The organism is Pseudonocardia sp. C8 (assembly GCF_014267175.1).
In the GTDB taxonomy this organism is placed as follows: Bacteria; Actinomycetota; Actinomycetes; order Mycobacteriales; family Pseudonocardiaceae; genus Pseudonocardia.
Genome location: NZ_JACMTR010000002.1, coordinates 1,973,322 through 1,994,737, shown reverse-complemented (window position 1 = coordinate 1,994,737; position 21,416 = coordinate 1,973,322). Strand labels below are relative to the sequence as shown.

22 protein-coding genes are annotated in these 21,416 nt (G+C 75.0%); 8 read left to right on the top strand and 14 right to left on the bottom strand.

The window, feature by feature from the left end; genetic code table 11:
- From trpC to H7X46_RS09960, 3 genes are read right to left on the bottom strand one after another with little or no spacing between them, the layout of a single operon-like run.
- Positions 1–843 carry an indole-3-glycerol phosphate synthase TrpC gene (gene trpC / locus H7X46_RS09970; RefSeq protein WP_186359136.1) on the bottom strand — a complete coding sequence of 281 codons (843 nt, stop codon included), beginning with the start codon at positions 841–843 and terminating at the stop codon, positions 1–3.
- Between the two features lie 49 nt (positions 844–892).
- A complete protein-coding gene (locus H7X46_RS09965) occupies positions 893–1,519 on the bottom strand; it encodes a Trp biosynthesis-associated membrane protein (RefSeq protein ID WP_186359135.1) in 627 nt (208 codons plus the stop codon).
- On the bottom strand, positions 1,516–3,093 hold the full coding sequence (locus H7X46_RS09960; RefSeq protein ID WP_186359134.1) for an anthranilate synthase component I: 1,578 nt from the start codon (positions 3,091–3,093) through the stop codon (positions 1,516–1,518). Before H7X46_RS09960 ends, H7X46_RS09965 begins: the two co-directional genes overlap by 4 nt.
- A gap of 161 nt (positions 3,094–3,254) precedes the next feature.
- Between H7X46_RS09960 and H7X46_RS09955 the strand changes: the two genes are divergently transcribed.
- On the top strand, positions 3,255–3,893 hold the full coding sequence (locus tag H7X46_RS09955; RefSeq protein WP_186359133.1) for a TetR family transcriptional regulator: 639 nt from the start codon (positions 3,255–3,257) through the stop codon (positions 3,891–3,893).
- On the opposite strand, the gene H7X46_RS09950 is transcribed toward H7X46_RS09955, so the two are convergent.
- Positions 3,851–4,507 carry a response regulator transcription factor gene (locus tag H7X46_RS09950; protein ID WP_186359132.1) on the bottom strand — a complete coding sequence of 219 codons (657 nt, stop codon included), beginning with the start codon at positions 4,505–4,507 and terminating at the stop codon, positions 3,851–3,853. The two genes, H7X46_RS09955 and H7X46_RS09950, sit on opposite strands and share 43 nt — an antisense overlap.
- 32 nt (positions 4,508–4,539) lie before the next feature.
- Positions 4,540–5,808 carry a histidine kinase gene (locus H7X46_RS09945; protein WP_222131257.1) on the bottom strand — a complete coding sequence of 423 codons (1,269 nt, stop codon included), beginning with the start codon at positions 5,806–5,808 and terminating at the stop codon, positions 4,540–4,542.
- Positions 5,809–5,917: 109 nt separating this feature from the next.
- Between H7X46_RS09945 and H7X46_RS09940 the strand changes: the two genes are divergently transcribed.
- The 4 genes from H7X46_RS09940 (at position 5,918) to H7X46_RS09925 (ending at position 10,792) form a co-directional block, all read left to right on the top strand.
- Positions 5,918–6,862, top strand: coding sequence for a hypothetical protein (locus H7X46_RS09940; protein WP_186359130.1), 945 nt, complete (start codon positions 5,918–5,920; stop codon positions 6,860–6,862).
- A gap of 104 nt (positions 6,863–6,966) precedes the next feature.
- Positions 6,967–7,911: an oxygenase MpaB family protein gene (locus H7X46_RS09935; protein ID WP_186359129.1), complete on the top strand. Its 945-nt coding sequence runs from the start codon at positions 6,967–6,969 to the stop codon at positions 7,909–7,911.
- Between the two features lie 70 nt (positions 7,912–7,981).
- Positions 7,982–9,658 (top strand): cytochrome c oxidase subunit I, encoded by a 1,677-nt coding sequence (gene ctaD / locus H7X46_RS09930; protein WP_186359128.1) that lies wholly within the window; start codon positions 7,982–7,984, stop codon positions 9,656–9,658.
- Between the two features lie 162 nt (positions 9,659–9,820).
- Positions 9,821–10,792: a universal stress protein gene (locus H7X46_RS09925; RefSeq protein WP_186359127.1), complete on the top strand. Its 972-nt coding sequence runs from the start codon at positions 9,821–9,823 to the stop codon at positions 10,790–10,792.
- 12 nt (positions 10,793–10,804) lie between these two features.
- On the opposite strand, the gene hisI is transcribed toward H7X46_RS09925, so the two are convergent.
- From hisI to hisH, 6 genes are all read right to left on the bottom strand, one after another.
- Positions 10,805–11,212 (bottom strand): phosphoribosyl-AMP cyclohydrolase, encoded by a 408-nt coding sequence (gene hisI, locus H7X46_RS09920; RefSeq protein ID WP_186359126.1) that lies wholly within the window; start codon positions 11,210–11,212, stop codon positions 10,805–10,807.
- Positions 11,209–12,015 carry an imidazole glycerol phosphate synthase subunit HisF gene (gene hisF / locus H7X46_RS09915; RefSeq protein ID WP_186359125.1) on the bottom strand — a complete coding sequence of 269 codons (807 nt, stop codon included), beginning with the start codon at positions 12,013–12,015 and terminating at the stop codon, positions 11,209–11,211. The genes hisI and hisF overlap by 4 nt, the downstream gene beginning before the upstream one ends.
- Before the next feature lie 2 nt (positions 12,016–12,017).
- Positions 12,018–12,764 carry a bifunctional 1-(5-phosphoribosyl)-5-((5-phosphoribosylamino)methylideneamino)imidazole-4-carboxamide isomerase/phosphoribosylanthranilate isomerase PriA gene (priA, locus tag H7X46_RS09910; RefSeq protein WP_186359124.1) on the bottom strand — a complete coding sequence of 249 codons (747 nt, stop codon included), beginning with the start codon at positions 12,762–12,764 and terminating at the stop codon, positions 12,018–12,020.
- 58 nt (positions 12,765–12,822) lie between these two features.
- A complete protein-coding gene (locus tag H7X46_RS09905; protein ID WP_255426109.1) occupies positions 12,823–13,194 on the bottom strand; it encodes a PE domain-containing protein in 372 nt (123 codons plus the stop codon).
- Between the two features lie 76 nt (positions 13,195–13,270).
- Positions 13,271–13,858 carry a DUF3558 family protein gene (locus tag H7X46_RS09900; protein ID WP_370588684.1) on the bottom strand — a complete coding sequence of 196 codons (588 nt, stop codon included), beginning with the start codon at positions 13,856–13,858 and terminating at the stop codon, positions 13,271–13,273.
- 58 nt (positions 13,859–13,916) lie between these two features.
- On the bottom strand, positions 13,917–14,549 hold the full coding sequence (hisH, locus tag H7X46_RS09895; RefSeq protein WP_186359123.1) for an imidazole glycerol phosphate synthase subunit HisH: 633 nt from the start codon (positions 14,547–14,549) through the stop codon (positions 13,917–13,919).
- Between the two features lie 188 nt (positions 14,550–14,737).
- Between hisH and H7X46_RS09890 the strand changes: the two genes are divergently transcribed.
- From H7X46_RS09890 to H7X46_RS09880, 3 genes are read left to right on the top strand one after another with little or no spacing between them, the layout of a single operon-like run.
- Positions 14,738–15,268, top strand: coding sequence for a (2Fe-2S)-binding protein (locus H7X46_RS09890; RefSeq protein WP_186359122.1), 531 nt, complete (start codon positions 14,738–14,740; stop codon positions 15,266–15,268).
- A complete protein-coding gene (locus tag H7X46_RS09885; protein ID WP_186359121.1) occupies positions 15,268–16,266 on the top strand; it encodes a xanthine dehydrogenase family protein subunit M in 999 nt (332 codons plus the stop codon). Before H7X46_RS09890 ends, H7X46_RS09885 begins: the two co-directional genes overlap by 1 nt.
- 2 nt (positions 16,267–16,268) lie before the next feature.
- Positions 16,269–18,353, top strand: a complete 2,085-nt coding sequence (locus tag H7X46_RS09880) for a xanthine dehydrogenase family protein molybdopterin-binding subunit (protein ID WP_186359120.1) — start codon at positions 16,269–16,271, stop codon at positions 18,351–18,353.
- Here the strand turns inward: H7X46_RS09880 and hisB are convergent.
- From hisB to hisD, 3 genes are read right to left on the bottom strand one after another with little or no spacing between them, the layout of a single operon-like run.
- Positions 18,350–18,949 (bottom strand): imidazoleglycerol-phosphate dehydratase HisB, encoded by a 600-nt coding sequence (gene hisB / locus H7X46_RS09875; protein WP_186359119.1) that lies wholly within the window; start codon positions 18,947–18,949, stop codon positions 18,350–18,352. The genes H7X46_RS09880 and hisB overlap by 4 nt on opposite strands.
- A complete protein-coding gene (locus H7X46_RS09870; protein WP_186359118.1) occupies positions 18,946–20,067 on the bottom strand; it encodes a histidinol-phosphate transaminase in 1,122 nt (373 codons plus the stop codon). Before H7X46_RS09870 ends, hisB begins: the two co-directional genes overlap by 4 nt.
- The gene (hisD, locus tag H7X46_RS09865; RefSeq protein ID WP_186359117.1) at positions 20,064–21,410 is read right to left on the bottom strand and encodes a histidinol dehydrogenase; all 1,347 of its coding nucleotides are present in this window, start codon (positions 21,408–21,410) and stop codon (positions 20,064–20,066) included. Before hisD ends, H7X46_RS09870 begins: the two co-directional genes overlap by 4 nt.
- Positions 21,411–21,416: the final 6 nt, after the last annotated feature.

Here is a 21,416-nt window from a genome sequence, read left to right as displayed (position 1 = left end):
TCAGGCGCCGGTCCGGCTGCAGGACGGGTGGAAGCCCGCCGCGACCAGGCCCCGGACCGCCGCCGCCGGGTCACCGCTGGTCACCAGGCCCTCGCCGACGAGCACCGCGTCGGCGCCCCACCCGGCGTAGGTGAGCAGGTCACCCGGGCCGCGGACGCCGGACTCGGCCACCTTGATCACGTTGGACGGCAGGCCGGGCGCGATCTGCCCGAAGACCGAGCGGTTCACCTCGAGCGTGTGCAGGTTGCGCGAGTTGACACCGATCAGCGTCGCCCCCGCCTCCAGCGCGCGGTCGCACTCCTCCTCGGTGTGCACCTCGACCAGCGGCGTCATCCCGAGCGACTCGACCCGGTCGAGCAGCGACTCCAGCACCGGCTGCTCGAGCGCGGCGACGATCAGCAGCACGACGTCGGCGCCGTGCGCGCGGGCCTCGTGGACCTGGTACGGGCTGACGATGAAGTCCTTGCGCAGCAGCGGGACGTCCACCCGGGCGCGGACCGCGTCGAGGTCGGCCAGCGACCCGCCGAACCGGCGCTGCTCGGTCAGCACGCTGATGACGCGGGCGCCGCCGTCGGCGTAGATCGCGGCCAGCTCGGCCGGGTCCGGGATGTCGGCCAGCGCGCCCTTCGAGGGGCTGGCCCGCTTCACCTCGGCGATGACGCCCACCCCGGGCTCGCGCAGCGCGGCCATCGCGTCGCGGGGCGGCGGGGCCGCCGCGGCGAGCCGCTTGACCTCCTCCAGGTCGACGGCCTTCTCCCGCTCGGCGAGATCCTCGCGGACACCCTCCACGATGGACTCCAGGACGCTCGGCACCCGGCCGTCGGTCCCGTTCTGCTGCGCCATCGTGCCGAGTCCTCCTCCGCTCGCGGACCGCCCCGTCGTCGGCGACATGCTAGTTCTCCCCCTCACGAGGGCCGACGGTCGGGTCGCCGCCCGCGTCGAGCCGCTCCCACGCGGCGCGGTCGGGGTCGGTGTCCGCGGCCCCCTCCCGCGCCCCGGGGGCGGCGTAGCGGGCGCCGAGCCGGGGCAGCCGTGGTTCCCGCACCACCAGCAGCACGGTGGCGGCCAGCGCCAGCACCCCGCCCGCGACGGCCAGCCACGGCCACGGCGTGGCGGTCACGGCGCCCACGCCCTGCGGCGCGTTCGGCGCGTTCAGCCCGGCCCGCGCGGAGGCGAGCTCGGCGGCCGTCGGCGGGACCGCGACCAGGCGCAGCGTCAGCCCGACGACGGCGAGCGCGCCGGCGCCGACAAGCACGCCCAGCAGCCGCCGGGCGATGCCGGACAGTGCCACCAGCGCCGCCACCGCGGCGACGAGCAGCGCCGCGACCGCGGTGACCACCGGCTGCAGCTGGGCACCGGTCGCGGACACGGAGACGGTGCCGCGGGTCGCCGTCGGCACGCCGACGGTGAACCACGGCGCCGACCCGGCCCCCCACAGCGCTGCGGCGCCGGCCAGCAGGCCGAGCACCACGATCCCGGCCGTGCGCCGGTCGGTGCGGTCCGGGCCGGGCGCCGTCACGAGGACGCCTCCGGGGGCCGCAGCGATCCCGCGGCCGCGACGGCGGACAGCACCGCCCGGGCCTTGTTGAGGCATTCGGTGTCCTCGGCGACCGGGTCGGAATCGGCGACGATCCCGCCGCCCGCCTGCACGTACGCCGTCCCGTTGCGGATCAACGCGGTGCGGATGGCGATCGCCGTGTCGGCGTTCCCGGCGAAGTCGAGGTACCCGACGATGCCGCCGTACTGGCCGCGGCGGGTGGGTTCCAGCCGGTCGATGACCTGCATCGCGCGGACCTTCGGCGCCCCGGACAGGGTGCCGGCCGGGAAGCAGGCCACGACGGCGTCGAACGCGGTCCGGCCGGCCCGCAGCAGCCCGGTCACCGTCGACACCAGGTGCATGACGTGGCTGTAGCGCTCGATCTCGAAGAAGTTCCGGACCGTGACGGTGCCCGGCTCGCAGACCCGGCCGAGGTCGTTGCGGCCCAGGTCGACCAGCATCAGGTGCTCGGCGCGCTCCTTCTCGTCGCCGCGCAGGTCCTTCTCCAGCAGCTGGTCCTCCTCGTCGGTCGCCCCGCGCCAGCGGGTGCCCGCGATCGGGTGCGTGGTGGCGCGCCCGTCGAGCACGGTGACCAGCGCCTCCGGGCTGGACCCGACGATGGAGAACGGCGGCCCGCCCGCGGCGTCCTCGAGCCGCAGCAGGTACATGTACGGGCTGGGGTTGGTGGTCCGCAGGATCCGGTAGACCTCCAGCGGGTCCGCGGCGCACGGCATCTCGAACCGCTGCGACACCACGATCTGGAACGCCTCGCCGGCCCGGATCTGCTCCTTGGCCTCCTCGACGGCGGCGTGGTGCTCGGCCGGGGTGCGGCGGCGGGTGAACCGTGGCTCGCCCGGGGTGTAGACGGCGACCGTGCTCGCCGCCGGTGCGGCCAGCTCGCCGGTCATCCGGTCCAGCCGGGCGACGGCGTCGTCGTAGGCCTGGTCGACGCGCTCGTCCGAGGCGTCCCAGTTGATCGCGTTCGCGATCAGCGTGATCGTGCCCTCGTGGTGGTCGAGCGCGGCCAGGTCGGTGGCCAGCAGCATCACCAGCTCGGGCAGCCGCAGGTCGTCGACGGCCGGCTCGTCCGGGTCGTCGATCCGCTCCACCCTGCGGACGACGTCGTAGCCCAGGTAGCCGACCATCCCGCCGGTCAGCGGGGGCAGCCCGGGCAGCGGCTCGGAGTGCAGCTCGGTGACGACCGTGCGCAATGCATCGAGCGGATCACCCCCGGTGGGCAGGCCGTCCGGGACCTCACCGCTCCAGTGCAGCTCGCCGTCGACGGCGGTCAGCGCGGCGGCGCTGCGGGCCCCGACGAACGACCAGCGCGACCAGGAGCGGCCGTTCTCCGCGGACTCGAGCAGGAAGGTGCCGCTGCGGCCGGCGGCCAGCTTGCGGTAGACGCCGACCGGGGTCTCGTCGTCGGCCAGCAGGCGGCGGGTCACCGGGATGACCCGGTGCGCGCGGGCGAGCTCGCGGAACTCCTCGCGGGTCGGGCTCACCGCCCCGAGCGCGGCGGCCGCGGGGACGGACGTGATGCCGGGGCTCCGGGTCATGCAGCTCATTCTCCCCGGCCGTCGACGGCCACGGACGGGCGGGTGAAGATGGACCCATGAGTACCGACGGCTTGCTCGCCAGGGCCGGCGCATGAACACCGACGGCTTGCTCGCCAGGGCCGGCGCATGAACACCGACGGCGTGCGCGCCCCGGCCGACACATGAGCGCGCAACCGGTCGGACCCGAGGCTCCCCGCCGGCGTCGGGGGCGCCGGTCGGGCGGCTCCGACACCCGCGCCGGCCTGCTCGACGCCGCCCGCGCGGAGTTCGCCGAGCGCGGCTACGACGGCGCAACCGTGCGCCGGATCGCCGAGCGCGCCGGGGTCGACCCGGCGATGGTGAACCACTGGTTCGGCGGTAAGGAGAAGCTGTTCGTCGCCACCCTCGAGATCCCCGTCGACCCCACGGCCGTCCGGGCCGCCGTGCTGAGCGGGGACCCGGACCGGATCGCCGAGCGGATCGTCACCCGCTTCCTCATGGTGTGGGACGGCGCCGCCTCGGGCGGCGCGATGGCGGCCATGCTGCGCAGCGTCACCGCGCACGAGGTGGCGGCCCGGATGCTGCGCGAGTTCCTGACCCGGGTGATGATCCAGCCGGTGGTCGGCCGCGTGGCCCCGGACCGCCCCGCCGAGCGGGGCGCGCTGGTCGCCTCGCAGCTGATCGGGCTGGCGATGATGCGCTACGTCGTGCGGATGGAACCGCTGGCCTCGGCACCCCGGGAGGAGGTCGTGGCCACTGTGGCCCCGACCCTGCAGCGCTACCTGACCGGGAACCTGGGGTCGACGAACCCGGACTCGTAGGCGGCGACGACGGCCTGGGTCCGGTCCCGGGACCCGGTCTTCGCGAGTACCCCGGCGACGTGCGTCTTCACGGTCTCGACGCCCAGGTACAGCTCGGCGGCGATCTCGGCGTTGGACAGGCCGCGGGCCATCAGCCGCAGCACCTCGCCCTCCCGCGCGGTGAGCCCGGCGGCGGCCAGCCGGTCCCCGCCGCCCGGGGCGAACCCGGCGACGAGCTCGCGGACGGCGGCCGGGAACAGCAGCGACTCCCCCGCGGCGACGGTGTGCACGGCGCGGACGATCTCCCGGGGCGGGGTCCGCTTGAGCAGGAAACCGGTGGCCCCGGCGCGGAGCGCGTCGTAGACGTACCGGTCGTGGCCGAACGTGGTCAGCACCAGCAGCCGGGGCGGGTCCGGGCGGCGGAGCACCTCGCGGGTCGCGGTGATGCCGTCGACGGCCGGCATCCGGACGTCCATCAGCACGACGTCCGGGCGGAGCCGGGCGACCAGCCCCGGGACCTCGGCGCCGTCGGCGGCCTCGCCCAGCACGGTGAGGCCGGGATCGGCGTCGAGCACCGCCCGCAGGCCCGCGCGGACCAGCTCCTCGTCGTCGACCAGCAGCACCCCGGTCGTCATCGTCCTCCCCCCGACACCGCCCGGTATCCGTCCTACCGCGCCGGCCCGCGGTCGTCGTCGCGCCGCGCCGTGGCGGGTGATCCGGGCGGGTTCCCGGCCGGGAGCGTGGCGTGCAGGACCCAGCGGTCGCCGTCCGGGCCCGCCCGGAGGGTGCCGCCGAGCAGCGCGACCCGCTCGCCGGACCCGGCCAGGCCGCGCCCGCGCCGCCGTACCGCCGCACCGGCCGCGTTGACGATCCGCAGCTCCAGGCCGTCCGCGGTGCGGCGCAGGCACAGCTCGGCCGGGCCGGGCCCGGCGTGCTTGAGTGCGTTGGTCAGGCCCTCCTGCACGAGCCGGTAGGCCTCCCGGGACACCGCCGCGGGCACGCCGGCCGCCGGGTCCCACTCGGCCCGCAGCTCGAGGCCCGCGGCGCGTGCCCCGGCGACCAGGGCGTCCAGCGACTCGAGGTCGCGGACCGGCTCCGGGCTGCGGGTGTCGTCGTCCTCGCGGAGCACGCCCAGGACGTGGTCGAGGTCGTCGAGGGCCGCGCGACCGGTCTCGGCGATCGTCTCCAGTGCGCGGCGGGCGAACGCCGGGTCGGTCCCGAGCAGCTCGGCGGCCGCGCCGGCCTGCAGGGTGGTGACGGTCAGCGCGTGCCCGACCGAGTCGTGCAGCTCGCGGGCCAGCCGGGCCCGCTCGGCCTGCCGGTCGGCGCGGCGCCGGGCGTCGGCCAGCTCCGCGGCCAGCCCGGCGGCCCGCCGCTGCTCGGCGTCAGGGCCGAGGAACCACGGTGCCAGCCGCCCCTGCACCGTCCCGGCGCCGGCGAGCGCCACGAGCAGGGCCGGCACCAGCAGCAGGCCCAGCGGCGGGGCCCACCAGGCCGAGGCCCCGGTGGGCAGCGGCGGGTACGGCTGCCACGGGGCGAGCACCATCGCGATCGCGATCGGCACCACGAACAGCACCACGACCGCGGCGGCCGCCCCCAGCGCGGCGCACAGCAGCAACCAGCCCGCGGCCCGGAGCCGGGCCGCGAGCGGCACCCGGACGCTGGCGGGCTCGTCCGGGAGGTCGGCGTCGAGCAGTGTCCGGGCGGCCGCCCCCAGCAGCTCCCGCACCCCGGGCAGCACCGTGACCCCGGCCCCGATCAGCACGACCGGCACGGTCAGGACGATCATGGCGCCGGTCCCGGCGCCCGCGGCGGCGGTGAGCGCCAGCACCCAGCCGGCGGCCAGGTAGGGCAGCACGACCACGGCCCCCAGCAGCACGTGCAGCACGCGGCGGTAGGTCCGCGCCGACAGCGCCCGTCGCAGCCACCCCGTCACGACCACGATCGTCGCAGAACCGGCCCGGCCGGCGTTCCCTCCTGCGAGGGAGGCGGTCCCCTCGCCGGCGGGAGGCCGCGGCGGCCCCGGGCCCGGCAGCGTGACCGCCATGACCACTCAGGGCATGACCACACAGGACGTCCGCGGCACGCTCACGGCCCGCCGCGCGCTCGGCGCGGTCGCCGCGCTCGCCACCCTCCCCTACGTCACGATGAAGCTCGCCTGGCTCACCGGGAACCCCGTCGGGATCACCGACCTGCGCGCCGTGGCGGGTGCCGGGATGCCGGCGATGAACGCGATCACCTTGCTGCTCGACGTGTGCGTGATCGCGCTGGCGGCCGCGCTGGGCAGCCGGGCGGCGCTCCGGGCACCCGCGCTGCCGGTGCTGCTGCCCGCCTGGGTCGCGACCGGGTTGCTCGTCCCGATCGCGCTGGTGTCGCTGCCGCTGACGCTCGCGCTGCCCGACGCCGGCGACCCCGGTCTGGCCGGCTGGGTGCGGCCGATGGTCTACGGCGGGTTCACCGTGCAGGGCCTGTGCCTGCTGCTGTCGTTCGCGCTGTACGCCCGGGAGCGGTGGGGCGCCCGGCTGGCGGCGCCCGGCGCGGCGCCGGAGCCGGTGCGGCCGCTGCTGCGGGCGACCGCCGGGGGCGGCGCGGTGACCGGGGTACTCGCCGCGGGACTGCAGCTGCTCCACACCGGGCTGACCGGTGACCCGGTCGCCCTGGTCGCGGCCGTGGTGCCCGCGGCACTGGTGCTGGCCGGCGTGACCGGGGTGCTGCTGCTGGCCCGCGGCCGGTCGGGCGGGGTCGTCGTGACGGCCGCGTGGACCGGCAGCGCGGTGGCGTTCGCGACCGGGCTGTACGCCGTCGCGGTCACCATGGGGGCAACCGAGCTGTCGATGGGGGGCTCGTCCCCCGCGGCCGGGCTCGGGCACGTGTGCGGCCTGCTGGCGGGGTTCGCGCTGGCGGTGGCGGGACTGCTCGCGGTGTCGGGTTCCGCGCCCGGCCGCACCGCGGACGCCCCGGCGCCCGGCCCGGCCACGGCCCGGGCGTGACCGGCGGGTCCGGGTCGACCGGCCGCCCGGGGCCGCCGGGGCCATCGGGGCGACCGGCGGCCCGGCACGGTGCGGAATCCCGGGCGTTTCCGGAGACTGGAGCCGTGAGCGACCTCACCGCCCTGCTCCCGGGCCCCGTCACCGCCCGGCTCGCGACCCTGCGGTCGCGGGCCGGCGCGGCCGTGTTCGCCCGGGTCGCCGGTGCGGGCGAGGGGCCGGGCCGCCGCCGGTCCCGGGTGCACGCGGCCGGGCCGCGGTGGTTCGCCGACGACGCCCCGATCCGCCGGGTGCACGGCGACGCGTCGATGTTCGTCGGCGGGCTGCGGGCGCTGCTGCTGCAGTCGCTGCACCCGCTCGCCATGGCCGGGGTGGCCGGGCACTCCGGTTTCCGCGGGGACCCGTGGGGACGGCTGCAGCGCACGTCGTACTTCCTGGCCGCGACGACGTTCGGTCCGGCCGCCGAGGCGCAGCGGGTGATCGAGCGGGTCCGGCGGGTGCACGCCTCGGTCCGCGGGACGGCACCGGACGGCCGTCCCTACGCGGCGTCCGACCCGCACCTGCTGCGCTGGGTCCACGTCGCCGAGATCGACAGCTTCCTCGCCGCGCACGACCGTTACGGCCACGAGCCGCTCGACGCGGCCGGCCGCGACCGCTACGTCGCCGACACCGCACGCGTCGCCCGCGCGCTCGGCGTGCCGGACCCGCCGGAGACGGTCGCCGGGCTCGCCGCGCAGCTCGAGGGCTACCGGCCGGAGCTGTGCGGCACCCCGGAGGCCCGGGACGCGGCCCGGTTCCTGCTGTGGGAGCCGCCGCTGCCGCTGGCCGCTCGGGTGCCGTACGGCGTGCTGGCGGCCGCGTCGGTCGGGTTGCTGCCGCGCTGGGCGCGGGCGCCGCTGCGGCTGCCGTGGCTGCCGGTCGCCGAGGCCACCGTCGTCCGGGCCGGCGGGTTGGCGATCACCGCCGGGCTGCGGTGGGCGACCAGCGCGCCGCCGGAGCCGCCGGCACGACTTGTGCCCGCCCACCGCCTGCGGGACCATCGGCCGCAGTGACCGCCGGCCCGCCGGCTGCGGGTCGCCACCGGCCACGTGTTCGGCTCGGACGCGCCCGGAGGGTCCTGCGATGACCACGCTCAAACCGGTTCCGATCATCCCCCACCCGCAGGCGCGCCGCGGGGCCAAGGGATCCCGGTTCCTCCGGATGCTGGGCACCACGGACCCGAAGGACATCGCGATCCTCTACCTGGTCACGTCCTTCGCGTTCTTCATGGCCGGCGGTGCGATGGCGCTGCTGATCCGGGCCGAGCTGGCCCGGCCGGAGCTGCAGTTCCTGTCCAGCGAGCAGTACAACCAGCTGTTCACCATGCACGGCACGATCATGCTGCTGCTCTACGCGACCCCGATCCTGTTCGGGTTCGCCAACTACATCGTGCCGCTGCAGATCGGCGCCCCGGACGTCGCGTTCCCCCGGCTGAACGCGTTCTCGTACTGGCTGTTCCTGTTCGGCGGGCTCACCGTCATGGCCGGGTTCGTGACCCCCGGCGGCGCCGCCGACTTCGGCTGGTTCGCCTACACCCCGCTCTCCGACGCGGTCCGCTCGCCCGGCGTCGGCGGCGACCTGTGGATCATGGGCCTGGCCGTGGCGGGTGTCGGGACGATCCTCGGCGCGGTCAACTTCGTCACGACGATCGTCTGCCTGCGCGCGCCCGGCATGACGATGTTCCGGATGCCGATCTTCACCTGGAACATCTTCGTCACCGCGATCATGATCCTGATCGCGTTCCCGATCCTCACGGCCGCGCTGATGGGGCTGGCCGCCGACCGGCACCTCGGGGCGAACGTGTTCAACCCGGTGAACGGCGGCACGATCCTCTGGCAGCACCTGTTCTGGTACTTCGGCCATCCCGAGGTCTACATCGTGGCGCTGCCGTTCTTCGGCATCGTCACCGAGATCCTTCCCGTGTTCTCCCGCAAACCGATCTTCGGCTACAAGAGCCTGGTGTTCGCGACGCTGGCGATCGCGGCGCTGTCGGTGGCGGTGTGGGCCCACCACATGTTCGCGACCGGCGCGGTCCTGCTGGCGTTCTTCTCGCTCATGACGTTCCTGATCGCCATCCCGACCGGCATCAAGTTCGTCAACTGGATCGGCACGCTGTGGCGGGGCAAGCTCACGTTCGAGACGCCGATGCTGTTCGCGGTCGGGTTCATGGCGACGTTCCTGTTCGGCGGGCTCACCGGGATCCTGCTCGCGATGCCGCCGGCGGACTTCCACGTGTCGGACACCTACTTCGTGGTCGCGCACTTCCACTACGTGCTGTTCGGCACGATCGTGTTCGCGACCTACGGCGGGATCTACTTCTGGTTCCCGAAGATGACCGGCCGGTTCCTCGACGAGACCCTCGGCAAGGTCCACTTCTGGCTCACCTTCGTCGGGTTCCACCTGACGTTCCTGGTGCAGCACTGGCTGGGCAACGAGGGCTACCCGCGCCGCTACGCCGACTACCTGGCCACCGACGGGTTCACGACGCTCAACACGATCTCCTCGGTCGGCGCGTTCGTGCTCGGCGCGTCGACGCTGCCGTTCGTCTACAACGTGTTCAAGAGCTACCGGTTCGGCCGGGTCTGCAGCGCCGACGACCCGTGGGGCTTCGGCAACTCGCTGGAGTGGGCGACCTCCTGCCCGCCGCCGCGGCACAACTTCACCGAGCTGCCCCGGATCCGCTCCGAGCGCCCGGCGTTCGACCTGCACTACCCGCACCTGGTGGAGCGGTCGCGGGCCGAGGCCCACGTCACGGGCTGACCTCCTCGTCGACCCCTGCCCCGGCGGCATGTCGTGGCACGACATATCGTGTTACGATACGAATTGTCAGGGTCGGGTTCCGACGGAGGTTCCTGCCATGCCCAGCGACCGTGCACATCCGGCGCTCCGCGCTCCCGTGCCCCGGCGACCGGGGCGGCGGGCGTGAGCCGCGGGCGGGCACCCGTCGTCGTCGCGGTCGACGGGGCGGCCGCGGCCCTGCACGCGGTCGAGTGGGCGAGCGCCGAGGCGGCGACCACCGGCCGGCCCCTGCGGATCGTCCACGCCTTCCGTCCGCCGCCCCCCGCCGACCCGTGCGGCACCGGTCTCCCGGCCGCCGACCCGGACACCGCGCGGGCTGCGGCCGCCGCGATCCTGCGGGAGGCGGCCGAGCGGGCCCGCGCGGTCGCCTCCGACATCCCGATCACGACCCGGGCCCGGCACGCCGGTCGGGTCCGGGGCGTGCTCGACGAGGCACGCGGCGCGCACCTGCTCGTGCTCGGCCGCCGCTCCCGGACCGGGCTGCGCCGGGTGCTCCACCGCTCACTGTCCGCGCAGGTCACCGCGCGCGCCCCCGGTCCGGTCGTCGTCGTCCGGCCACCGGCCGACGCCCACGCCCCGGAGCGGTCGGTCCCCCGGGTCGTGGTGGGGATCGGTCCCACCCCGGACGACGGTGCGATCCGGTACGCGTTCGCGGCCGCCCGGCAGCGCGGCGTCCCGCTGATGACCGTGCACGCCTGGACGCCCGACCGTGCTGCCGACCTCGAGGGGGTCAGCGGCACCGCCGTCCTGGCCGAGGAGCACGCCCGCTGGACCCTCGAGAACGCGCTCGGCCACCGCTGCGCCGAGTTCCCGGACGTGCCGGTGCACGCCGTGCTCGCCCGCGGCGAGCCCGCGCCGATGCTGCAGGCCCGGTCCCGCGGGGCCGCCCTCCTGGTCGTCGGCGCCGGGGACCGCGGGCTGCGTGGCACGGCGCCCGGTGCGGTCGCCCGCGCCCTGCTGCCGCGCAGCCCCTGCCCGCTCATGATCGTGCAGGCGGCCCCGGTCGGTCCCGCGTCCCGGCCCGGGGCCGGGCCGTGGCGGGGATCCCGTTCGGCCTGGTGGACCGGGTTGCGCGCCCCGGACCCCTGGCCGTGACCGCGGGTGTGGCTACCGGTCGTCGGCGGCCAGCAGGACGTCGGAGTCGAAGCAGGTCCGGGTACCGGTGTGGCAGGCCGGTCCCTCCTGGTCGACGACGACGAGCACGGCGTCCCCGTCGCAGTCCAGCCGCACCTCGTGCACGTGCTGGACGTGGCCGGAGGTGCCGCCCTTGACCCAGTACTCGCGGCGGGAACGGGACCAGTAGGTCCCCCGGCCGGTGGTCAGCGTGCGGTGCAGCGCCTCGTCGTCCATCCAGCCGACCATCAGCACCTCACCGGCGCGCGACTGGACGACCGCGCAGACCAGGCCGTCGGCGTCGCGCTTGAGCCGCGCCGCGATCGCCGGGTCGAGCGCGGACCCGCCGGCCGGCACCCGCGCCCCGTCCGGCGCCTCACCACGGACGTCGGCGCTGCTCATCGGACCTCCACCCCGCCGGCACGCATCGCGTCCTTGACCTCGCCGATCCGCAGCGTGCCGAAGTGGAAGACGCTCGCGGCCAGCACGGCGTCGGCCCCGGCCCGCACGGCCGGCGTGAAGTGCTCCACGGAGCCCGCCCCACCGGACGCGATCACCGGCACGTCCACGACCTTCCGGACCGCCTCGATCATCTCCAGGTCGAAGCCGGCGCGGGTGCCGTCGGCGTCCATCGAGTTCAGCAGGATCTCCCCCACGCCGAGCTCCTGGCCGCGGGCGGCCCACTCGACGGCGTCCACCCCGGCGGAGCGGCGGCCGCCGTGCGTGGTCACCTCGTAGCCGGACGGCTGGGGCTTGGAGCGCGGAGCGCAGGCGGAGCGCGCATCGGCACCGCCCTCGGGCACCCGCCGGGCGTCGACCGACAGCACGATGCACTGCGAGCCGAACCGGCGCGACATCTCGTGCAGCAGCTCCGGCCGGGCGATCGCGGCCGTGTTGACGCTGACCTTGTCGGCGCCGGCCCGGAGCATCCGGTCGACGTCGTCCGGGGTCCGGATCCCGCCGCCGACGGTCAGCGGGATGAACACCTGCTCGGCGGTGCGCCGCACGACGTCGATCATCGTGCCGCGTTCCGAGGACGACGCCGTGACGTCGAGGAAGGTGAGCTCGTCGGCGCCCTCGGCGTCGTAGACGCGGGCCATCTCGACCGGGTCGCCGGCGTCCCGGAGCTCCTTGAAGTTGACGCCCTTGACGACGCGCCCGGCGTCGACGTCCAGGCAGGGGATCACGCGGACCGCGACACCCATGCTCACCCCACCTCCCGCACGGCCGCGAGGGCCTCGCGCAGCGTGAACCGGCCGGCGTAGAGCGCCTTGCCGATGATCGAACCCTCGATGTTGACCCCGCTGGCCGCCACCTCGGCCAGCCGCACCAGGTCGGCGACCTCGGAGATGCCGCCGGACGCGACGACCGGGGCGTTCGTGGCGTTCGCGACCTCGGTGAGGAGCTCGACGTTCGGGCCCTGCAGGGTGCCGTCCTTGGAGACGTCGGTGACGACGTAGCGGGCGGCGCCGTCGCGGTCCAGGCGCGCCAGGGTCTCCCAGAGGTCGCCGCCGTCGGTGGTCCAGCCCCGGCTCGCGACCCGGCGCCGGCCGTCGATCACCTTGACGTCCAGGCCGATCGCGATCCGGTCACCGTGCTCGGCGAGCACCTTCGCGCACCACTCCGGCTGCTCCAGCGCGGCGGTGCCGAGGTTGAGGCGGGCGGCGCCGGTCGACAGCGCGCGCTCGAGCGACTCGTCGTCGCGGATGCCGCCGGACAGCTCCACCGACAGGTCCAGCTTCCCGACGACCTCGGCCAGCAGCTCGGCGTTCGAGCCTCGCCCGAACGCCGCGTCCAGGTCGACCAGATGGACCCACTCCGCGCCGTCGCGCTGCCAGGTCAGCGCCGCCTCCAGGGGCGAGCCGTAGCCGGTCTCGGTGCCGGCCTCGCCCTGCACCAGCCGGACGGCCTGGCCGTCGACGACGTCCACCGCGGGCAGCAACGTGAAACTCACCGGGCCAGGGTAGCCAGGGCCTCCGCACCGCCCGTCCGGCGGCACTCCGGGGTCGCCGTCAGGCTCCGGGGAGGCCGAGCTGTTCGCGGGCAGGGGCAAGGGCACCGATGATGTCAGACTCGGTATAGCGGTACTGCAGTGCTGCTTCGCGGAGCCGGTCCGCGGCTTCGCGAATCTCGTCTACGTGCGCGTGATGGACATCGAGAATCGCGTTGATCTTCTGCTGGAACAGTGCCTGCGCGTCGACGGACACCACGTCGTCGCCACACCGCGGAATGGCCTGCAGCCAGTTCGCCGCGCGTAGGGCGGCGGCCATCGACTCCGCCTGTGCTCGAAGCAGGGCGTGCACCGCCAGCACGTTCTCCGGACCGACTTGAGTCATCAGGCCGTCCGAGGCGGTTCCACGAGGAACGTTCGCAGGTATCGTCATCAGCTCAAAGTAGGGCTCGCCCCGTGATCGCGGCCGCCATCGCGTCGACACGATCACGACTGCGAATCCGGCACCCTCACGATGTGGCAGCACGTGCCGACCGGACGGCGTCGGCTGCGGCCAGCTCGGCCTGCCCACAGACTTGCTCGATCGGATATGCCGCTCCGTTGTCACGGCGGCGCTCGACCGTCTGCACCTGAATCCGAAGCAGCTGGCCCTCGTTGACGTCGACGAGGATCTCGCAGAGGGGAAAGGTCTCCTCGCGATCCGTGTGCCGGACCGTTCCGTACCCCTCCACAGAACCGAGGACTGTACCCGCAGCGCCCACGGCCTGCGCTGCGTCCTGGGGAATCAGCTGCACGCTGTAGTCGAACGGCGTGTCGAGGCTGCCCCAGCCGCAGGCACGAGTCGTCACACCCCGGAGTTGCGCTGTGCCCGAACGACCCTCGTCGACCTGGAACACGGCTCGGGCCTGGGGACTCAACAATCCGCACGGCTCCAGCCGCTCGATGTCCAGTACCTCCGGCCGTGGTGGGAACGGGTCGGGCGGCCCGGGGGGCGGACCGCCGCACCCGGCCACCAGCATCGCGGCGAGCACCGCCAGGGCCAGCCCCCTCGGGACGACGGCGCGGGGCCGGGGCACGGCTCCCCCACCGATCGGCACCCGTCGAGCGTAGCCACCGATCCGCGAGACCGGAGCTGAATGCGAGGGTGCAACCCGGTCAGGACAGGGACTTCAGCCAGTTCTCCAGGACCGCCGCGCCCGCGTCGCCGGACTTCTCCGGGTGGAACTGGGTCGCCGCCAGCGGGCCGTTCTCGACGGCCGCGACGACGTCCTCACCGTGGTGGGTCCAGGTCACCCGCGGCGGCGCGATCGCGTGCGACTCCTCGAGCTCCCAGCGGCGCACGCCGAACGAGTGCACGAAGTAGAAGCGGGTGTCGTCGTCGAGCCCGGCGAACAGGGTGCTGCCCTCGGGGATCCGCACGGTGTTCCAGCCCATGTGCGGCAGGACGTCGGCGTGGATCCGCTCGACCGTGCCCGGCCACTCGCCGCAGCCCGGGGTGTCCTCCCCGAACTCGACACCGCGCTCGAACATCACCTGCATGCCGACGCAGATGCCGAGGACCGGACGCCCGCCGGCCAGCCGGCGACCGATGATCTGCGGCCCGCGGACGGCGTGCAGGCCCTTCATGCACGCCGCGAACGCGCCGACCCCCGGGACGACCAGGCCGTCCGCGCCCACCGCGGCGTCGAAGTCGGACGTGACCGTGACGTCCGCCCCGACGCGTTCCAGCGCCCGCTCGGCGGAGCGGAGGTTTCCCGAGCCGTAGTCGAGGACGACGATGCGTGCCACCCCGCCAGCGTAGACACCGCACGCGCGGCCGGTGACGACGGCCGCCCGGGCCACGCACCGGTGATGATCGACCGTTGTGGAGCGCAGCGCCCGGCTCGCGAACGCCGCACTCCTCAACGGTCGATCATGGGATCGTCCGCTGCCCGGAGGGAGGGTTGAGCGCGGCCGGTCCGGGAAAGCGGCCGGGCATGGACCACGAACTGACGCTGCGGGTCGACGGGACCACCCGGCGGGTCCTCGTCGATCCCCGGACCTCGCTGCTCGACGCCCTCCGGCAGCGCCTGGGCAACACCAGCCCGAAGAAGGGGTGCGACCACGGCCAGTGCGGGGCGTGCACCGTCCTGGTCGACGGCACGCGCGTGCTGTCCTGCCTGACCCTGGCCGTGACCCGGGACGGCGCGGACGTCGTCACCGCCGACGGGCTCGCCGGCCTGCCTGACGCATCGGCCGGGGAGCACCCGGTGCACCGGGCCTTCGTCGCCGAGGACGGCTTCCAGTGCGGCTTCTGCACGCCCGGGCAGGTGTGCTCGGCGGTCGGCATGCTCGACGAGCTCGACCGCGGCCGGCCCAGCGCCGTCACCGGGGACCTGACCGGTACCCCGGAGCTCGACGACGCCGAGATCGCGGAACGGATGAGCGGCAACCTGTGCCGCTGCGGCGCCTACCCCGGCATCCGAGCCGCCGTGGCCCGGGTCGCCCACGAGCGGGAGGGGGCGTGATGAGACCGTTCGACTACCGCGCCCCGCAGGATCCGGCGACCGCCGTGGCCACCGTCGCCGGCCGGCCGGACGCCGCGTTCCTCGGCGGGGGCACCAACCTGGTCGACCACCTGCGCCTCGGCGTCGCCGAACCCGGCCTGCTGGTCGACGTCACCGGGCTCGTGTCGACCGAGATCCGCGACGACGGCGGCGGCCTGTGGATCGGCGCGGGCGTCACCAACGCCGACCTGGCCGCCGACGAGCGGGTCCGCGCGCGGTACCCGGTGCTGGCGAGGGCGCTGCTCTCCGGCGCGTCGGCCCAGCTGCGCAACATGGCCACCGTCGGCGGGAACCCGCTGCAGCGCACCCGGTGCGTCTACTTCCAGGACGTCACGACGCCGTGCAACAAGCGCAGCCCCGGCACCGGCTGCTCCGCGATCGGCGGCGCGACCCGCCAGCACGCGATCCTCGGCGCCTCGGAGCACTGCATCGCCACCCACCCGTCGGACATGGCGGTCGCGCTCGCCGCGCTCGACGCCCGAGTGCAGGTGCTCGGCCCGGACGGCGAGCGCACTATCCCGTTCACCGGCCTGCACCGCCTGCCCGGGGACGCGCCGGAGCGCGACACCGAGCTCGGGCACGGTGAGCTGATCACCGCGATCGTGCTCCCGGAACTGCCGATCGCCGCACGCTCCGACTACCGCAAGGTCCGCGACCGGGCGTCGTTCGCGTTCGCGCTGGTCTCCGTGGCCGCCGCGCTGGAAGTGACCGGCGGGAGCATCACCGACGCGCGGATCGCGTTCGGCGGCGTGGCGCACGCGCCGTGGCGGGCGTACCGCGCCGAGGAGGCGCTGCGCGGCGCCACCCCGTCCGACGACGCGTTCCGTGCGGCCGCCGAGGCCGAACTCGCCGACGCCCACCCGCAGGACGGAATCGACGGCGGGAACGCCTTCAAGATCCCGCTGCTGGCGCGGACGCTGACCGCCACGCTGCGCGACCTCGCCCGAGAGGAGGCCTGACCATGACCGAGACCTTCACCCCGCGGGCGGTCGGCACCGCCCCGGAACGGCGCGACGGCGCGCAGAAGGTGCGCGGGACGGCGCCCTACGCCGACGACTCCCCGGTCGAGAACCCGGTCTGGTGCCGGATCGTGCAGGCCTCCGTCGCCCGGGGCCGGGCCACCCGGGTCGACCCGGCCGTCGCGGAGACGGCCGACGGCGTGCTGACGGTGCTGACCCCGGCGAACGCCGAACGGCTGGCCGACACCTCCGACGCCGAGTACGCGATCCTGCAGGACGACGCCGTGCACTTCCGCGGCCAGGTCGTCGCCGCGGTGGTCGCCGAGACCTTCGAGCAGGCCTGCTACGCGGCCGATCTCGTCGACGTCGGCTACGACGCGCAACGGGCCGACACCCGGTTCGCCGCCGACCGGGACGACCTCTACCCGCCCGAGCAGGCCGACCCGGCGGACACCGTCCAGGGCGACGTCGACGCGGCCCCGTCCGCCGTCACGCTCGACCGGACCTACACGACGCCGTGGGAGCACAACAACCCGATGGAGCCGCACGCCACCACGGCGCTGTGGGAACCCACGGGCCACGGCGGGGCCGGGTCGCTGACCCTCTGGGACTCCACGCAGGGCGTGCACACCGTGCGGGACACGGTCAGCACCGTGCTGGGCCTGGATCCCGGGCAGGTGCGGGTGGTGTGCCCGTACGTCGGGGGCGGGTTCGGGTCGAAGGGTGTCCCGCATCAGAACCCGGTCGTCGCGGCGATGGCGGCGCGGGCCGTGCCGGGGCGCCCCGTCCGGCTGGCCCTCACCCGCCAGCAGATGTTCGCGCTGGCCGGCTACCGCACCCCGACGATCCAGCGGGTGCGGCTGGGTGCGGACCGCACCGGCCGGCTGGACGCGATCGCGGTCGACGTCGTCGAGCAGACCTCGCGGATCAAGGAGTTCGCCGAGCAGTCCGGCGGCCCGGCGCGGAGCATGTACGCCGCCCCGAACCGGCGCGTCACGCACCGCACGGCGGCACTCGACGTGCCGATCCCGTCCTGGATGCGGGCACCGGGCGAGTGTCCGGGCATGTTCGGGCCGGAGGTCGCGATGGACGAGCTGGCGCACGAGCTCGGGATCGACCCGATCGAGCTGCGCGAGCGCAACGAGCCCACGACCGACCCGCAGACCGGGCTGCCGTACTCGTCCCGGAACGTGATCGCCTGCCTGCACCGGGGGGCCGAGGAGTTCGGCTGGGCCGCGCGGGACCCGCGGCCGGCGACCCGGCTCCACGGCGGCTGGTGGCGCGGCACCGGGGTGGCCGCGTCGATGTACCCGACCGCGCGGATGCCGACCTCGGAGGTGGAGATCGCCCGGGAGGGCGGGCGCTACGTGGCCCGGATCGGGGCCGCCGACCTCGGCACCGGGACCTGGACCTCGCTCGCCCAGATCACCGCGGACGCGCTGGGCGTTCCGCTGGACGAGGTCGACGTCCGGATCGGCGACACCGCGTACCCGACGGCGTCGGTGGCCGGCGGCTCCACCGGGACGGCGACCTGGGGGTCGGCCGTCGTCGCCGCGGCCCGCGAGTTCCGGGCCAAGTACGGCGACGCACCCGCCGACGGCGACACCGCCCGGGCCGAGGTGCCGGCGAACGACGCCGCGGACCGGTACGCGATGTCCGCGTTCGGGGCGCAGTTCGCCGAGGTCGCGGTGCACGCCGACACCGGCGAGATCCGGGTGCCCCGGCTGTACGGCACGTTCGCGGTCGGCCGCGTGATCAACCCGCGGCTGGCCCGCTCGCAGCTGACCGGCGGCATGACCATGGGCCTGGGCATGGCGCTCCACGAGCACGGCGTGTTCGACCCGCGCACCGGGCACGTCGTCAACCACGACCTGGCCGAGTACCACGTGCCGGCCCACGCCGACGTCGCCGACCTGCGGGCGGACTGGATCGACGAGCACGACCCGTACGTGAACCCGATGGGCGCCAAGGGGGTCGGCGAGATCGGCATCGTCGGCACGGCGGCCGCGGTCGCGAACGCGGTGTGGCACGCGACCGGCGTCCGGGTGCGCGACCTGCCGATCACGCTGGACGCGTTGCTGCCCTAGAGGGCGCCCTTCGTCGACGGCACCCCGGACACCCGCGGGTCGTCCTCGGTGGCGGCCCGCAGCGCCCGGCCGACCGCCTTGAACTGGGCCTCGGTGATGTGGTGCGGGTCGCGCCCGTCGAGCACCCGGACGTGCAGCGCGAGGTGGCCGTGGAAGGCCAGCGACTCGAACACGTGCTTGTTCAGCACCGTCGGGTAGTGCCCGCCGACGACGAAGCCGCGCATCATCTCCGGCTCCCCGGAGCACACCGTGTACGGCCGGCCGGAGACGTCGACGACCGCGTGCGCGAGCGCCTCGTCCATCGGGATCCACGCGTCGCCGAAGCGGCGGATGCCGGTCTTGTCGCCCAGCGCCTGCCGGACCGCCTGGCCGAGCACGATCGCGACGTCCTCGACGGTGTGGTGGGCGTCGATCTCGACGTCCCCGTCGGCGTGCACGGACAGGTCGAACGACCCGTGCTTGCCGAAGCTGTCGAGCATGTGGTCGTAGAACGGCACGCGCGTGTCGATGTCGGTCTTCCCGGTGCCGTCGAGGTCGATCTCGACGACGATCCGGGTCTCCTTGGTGACGCGCTCGACGCGTCCCACCCGTGTCACATGGTCTCCTTTGTCGCGAGGTCTCCTGCGACCTGCAGGAAGGCGTCGTTCTCCTCGGGGGTGCCGATCGTGACGCGCAGCCGCTCGGGCAGCCCGACGTCACGGATCAGGACGCCGCGCTCCAGGAAACCCTTCCAGGCCCGGCCCGCGTCGGCGAACCGGCCGAAGAGCACGAAGTTGGCGTCGCTGGGCACGACGTCGTAGCCGGCGGCGGCCAGCCCGGCGGACACCCGGTCCCGCTCGGCGGCCAGCAGCGCGACCGAGCCGAGGGTGGCGTCGGCGTGCCGCAGCGCCGCCCGCGCCGCGGCCTGGGCCAGCACCGACAGGTGGTACGGCAGCCGGACCAGTTGCAGCGCGTCCACGACGGCGGGCGCGGCGGCCAGGTAGCCGAGCCGGCCGCCGGCGAACGCGAACGCCTTGCTCATCGTCCGGGACACCACGAGCTTGTGCCCGTGGGTGTCGAGCAGGGTCGTCGCGCTGGGCCGGCCGGTGGCCTCGGCGAACTCGGCGTAGGCCTCGTCGACGATCACGATCCCGGGCGCGGCGTCGACCAAGCGGGCCAGCTCCTCCGGGGCGACGGACTGCCCGGTCGGGTTGTTCGGGCTGGTCACGAACGTGATGTCCGGGGACCGGTCGCGCAGGGTCGCGACGGCGGAGTCGATGTCGATGGTGAAGTCGGCGCGGCGCGGCACGGGCACGAACTCGGTCTGCGTGCCGGCCGAGATGATCGGGTGCATCGAGTAGCTGGGCACGAAGCCGAGCGCCGTGCGCCCCGGGCCGCCGAACGCCTGCAGCAGCTGCTGCAGGATCTCGTTCGAGCCGTTGGCCGCCCACAGGTTGCGCACGCCCAGCTCGACGCCGGTCTGCCGGGTCAGGTAGGCGGCCAGGTCGGTGCGCAGCGCGACGGCGTCCCGGTCCGGGTAGCGGTGCAGGTCCCGGGCCGCCTCCTTGGCCGCCGCGGCGACGTCGGCGACCAGCTCGGGCGGCGGCGGGTACGGGTTCTCGTTGGTGTTCAGCCGGACCGCGACGTCGAGCTGCGGGGCGCCGTACGGGCTCTTCCCGCGCAGGTCGGCGCGCAGCGGCAGGTCGTCGAGGCGGACGCCGTCGCCGGGGGTCATGCGCTGCTCCCCGCACCGAACCGGGCGGTGACGGCCTCGCCGTGCGCGGGCAGGTCCTCGGCGTGCGCGAGCGTCACGACCTGGTCGGCCACCTCGCGCAGCGCCTGCTCCGAGTAGTCGACGACGTGGATCCCGCGCAGGAACGTCGCCGTCGACAGCCCGCCCGAGTGCCGTGCGCAGCCTCCGGTCGGCAGCACGTGGTTCGACCCGGCGCAGTAGTCCCCCAGCGACACCGGCGCGTACGCCCCGACGAAGATCGCCCCGGCGTTGTGGACCCGGGCGGCGTCGGCGGCCGCGTCCGCGGTCTGGATCTCCAGGTGCTCGGCGGCGTAGGCGTCGACGACGGCGATGCCGTCGTCGAGCGAGCCGACCAGGATCACCCCGGACTGCGGCCCGGTCAGCGCGGTGCGCACCCGCTCGGTGTGCTTGGTCGCGCCCACCCGGGTCTCCAGCTCGGCCTCGACCCGCTCCACGAGCGCGTCCGACGTCGTGACCAGCACCGACGCCGCGTTCGGGTCGTGCTCGGCCTGCGAGATGAGGTCGGCGGCGACGTGCGCGGGATCGGCGGTGTCGTCGGCCAGGATCGCGATCTCGGTGGTGCCGGCCTCGGCGTCGATCCCGATGGTCCCGCGCAGCATCCGCTTGGCCGCGGTGACGTAGACGTTGCCCGGGCCGGTGACCATGTCGACCGGCTCCAGCTCGGTGCCGTCGGTGTCGGTGCCGCCGTGGGCGAGCAGCGCCACGCACTGGGCACCGCCGACCGCCCACACCTCGTCGACGCCGAGCAGCGCCGCCGCGGCCAGGATCGTCGGGTGCGGCCGCCCGCCGAACTCGGCCTGCGCGGGTGAGGCCACGACCAGCGACTCCACGCCCGCGGCCTGGGCGGGGACCACGTTCATGACCACGCTCGACGGGTAGACGGCGAGCCCGCCGGGGGCGTAGAGCCCGACCCGGCGCACCGGGACGAACCGCTCGGTGACCGTGCCGCCCGGCACGACCCGGGTGACGACGTCGGCCCGCCGCTGGTCGGCGTGCACCGCCCGGGCCCGCTCGATCGCGGTCTCCAGCGCGGCCCGCACGGCCGGGTCGAGCTCGCGCAGCGCCTCGGCCAGCGCGGTCGCCGGCACCCGCACGGTCTCCGGGCGGACCCGGTCGAACCGCTCGGTGGCGTCGAGCGCGGCGGCCGCGCCACGGACCCGCACGTCCTCCACGAGGGGGCGCACGGCGTCGAGTGCGGCGTCGATGTCCAGCTCGGCGCGCGGCATCATCCCGCGCAGCGTGGCCGGGCGCGGCAGGGGTTCCCCGTTCAGCGCTTCGGGGCGCAGGTCGAGACGGCGGAGCATGGTCCC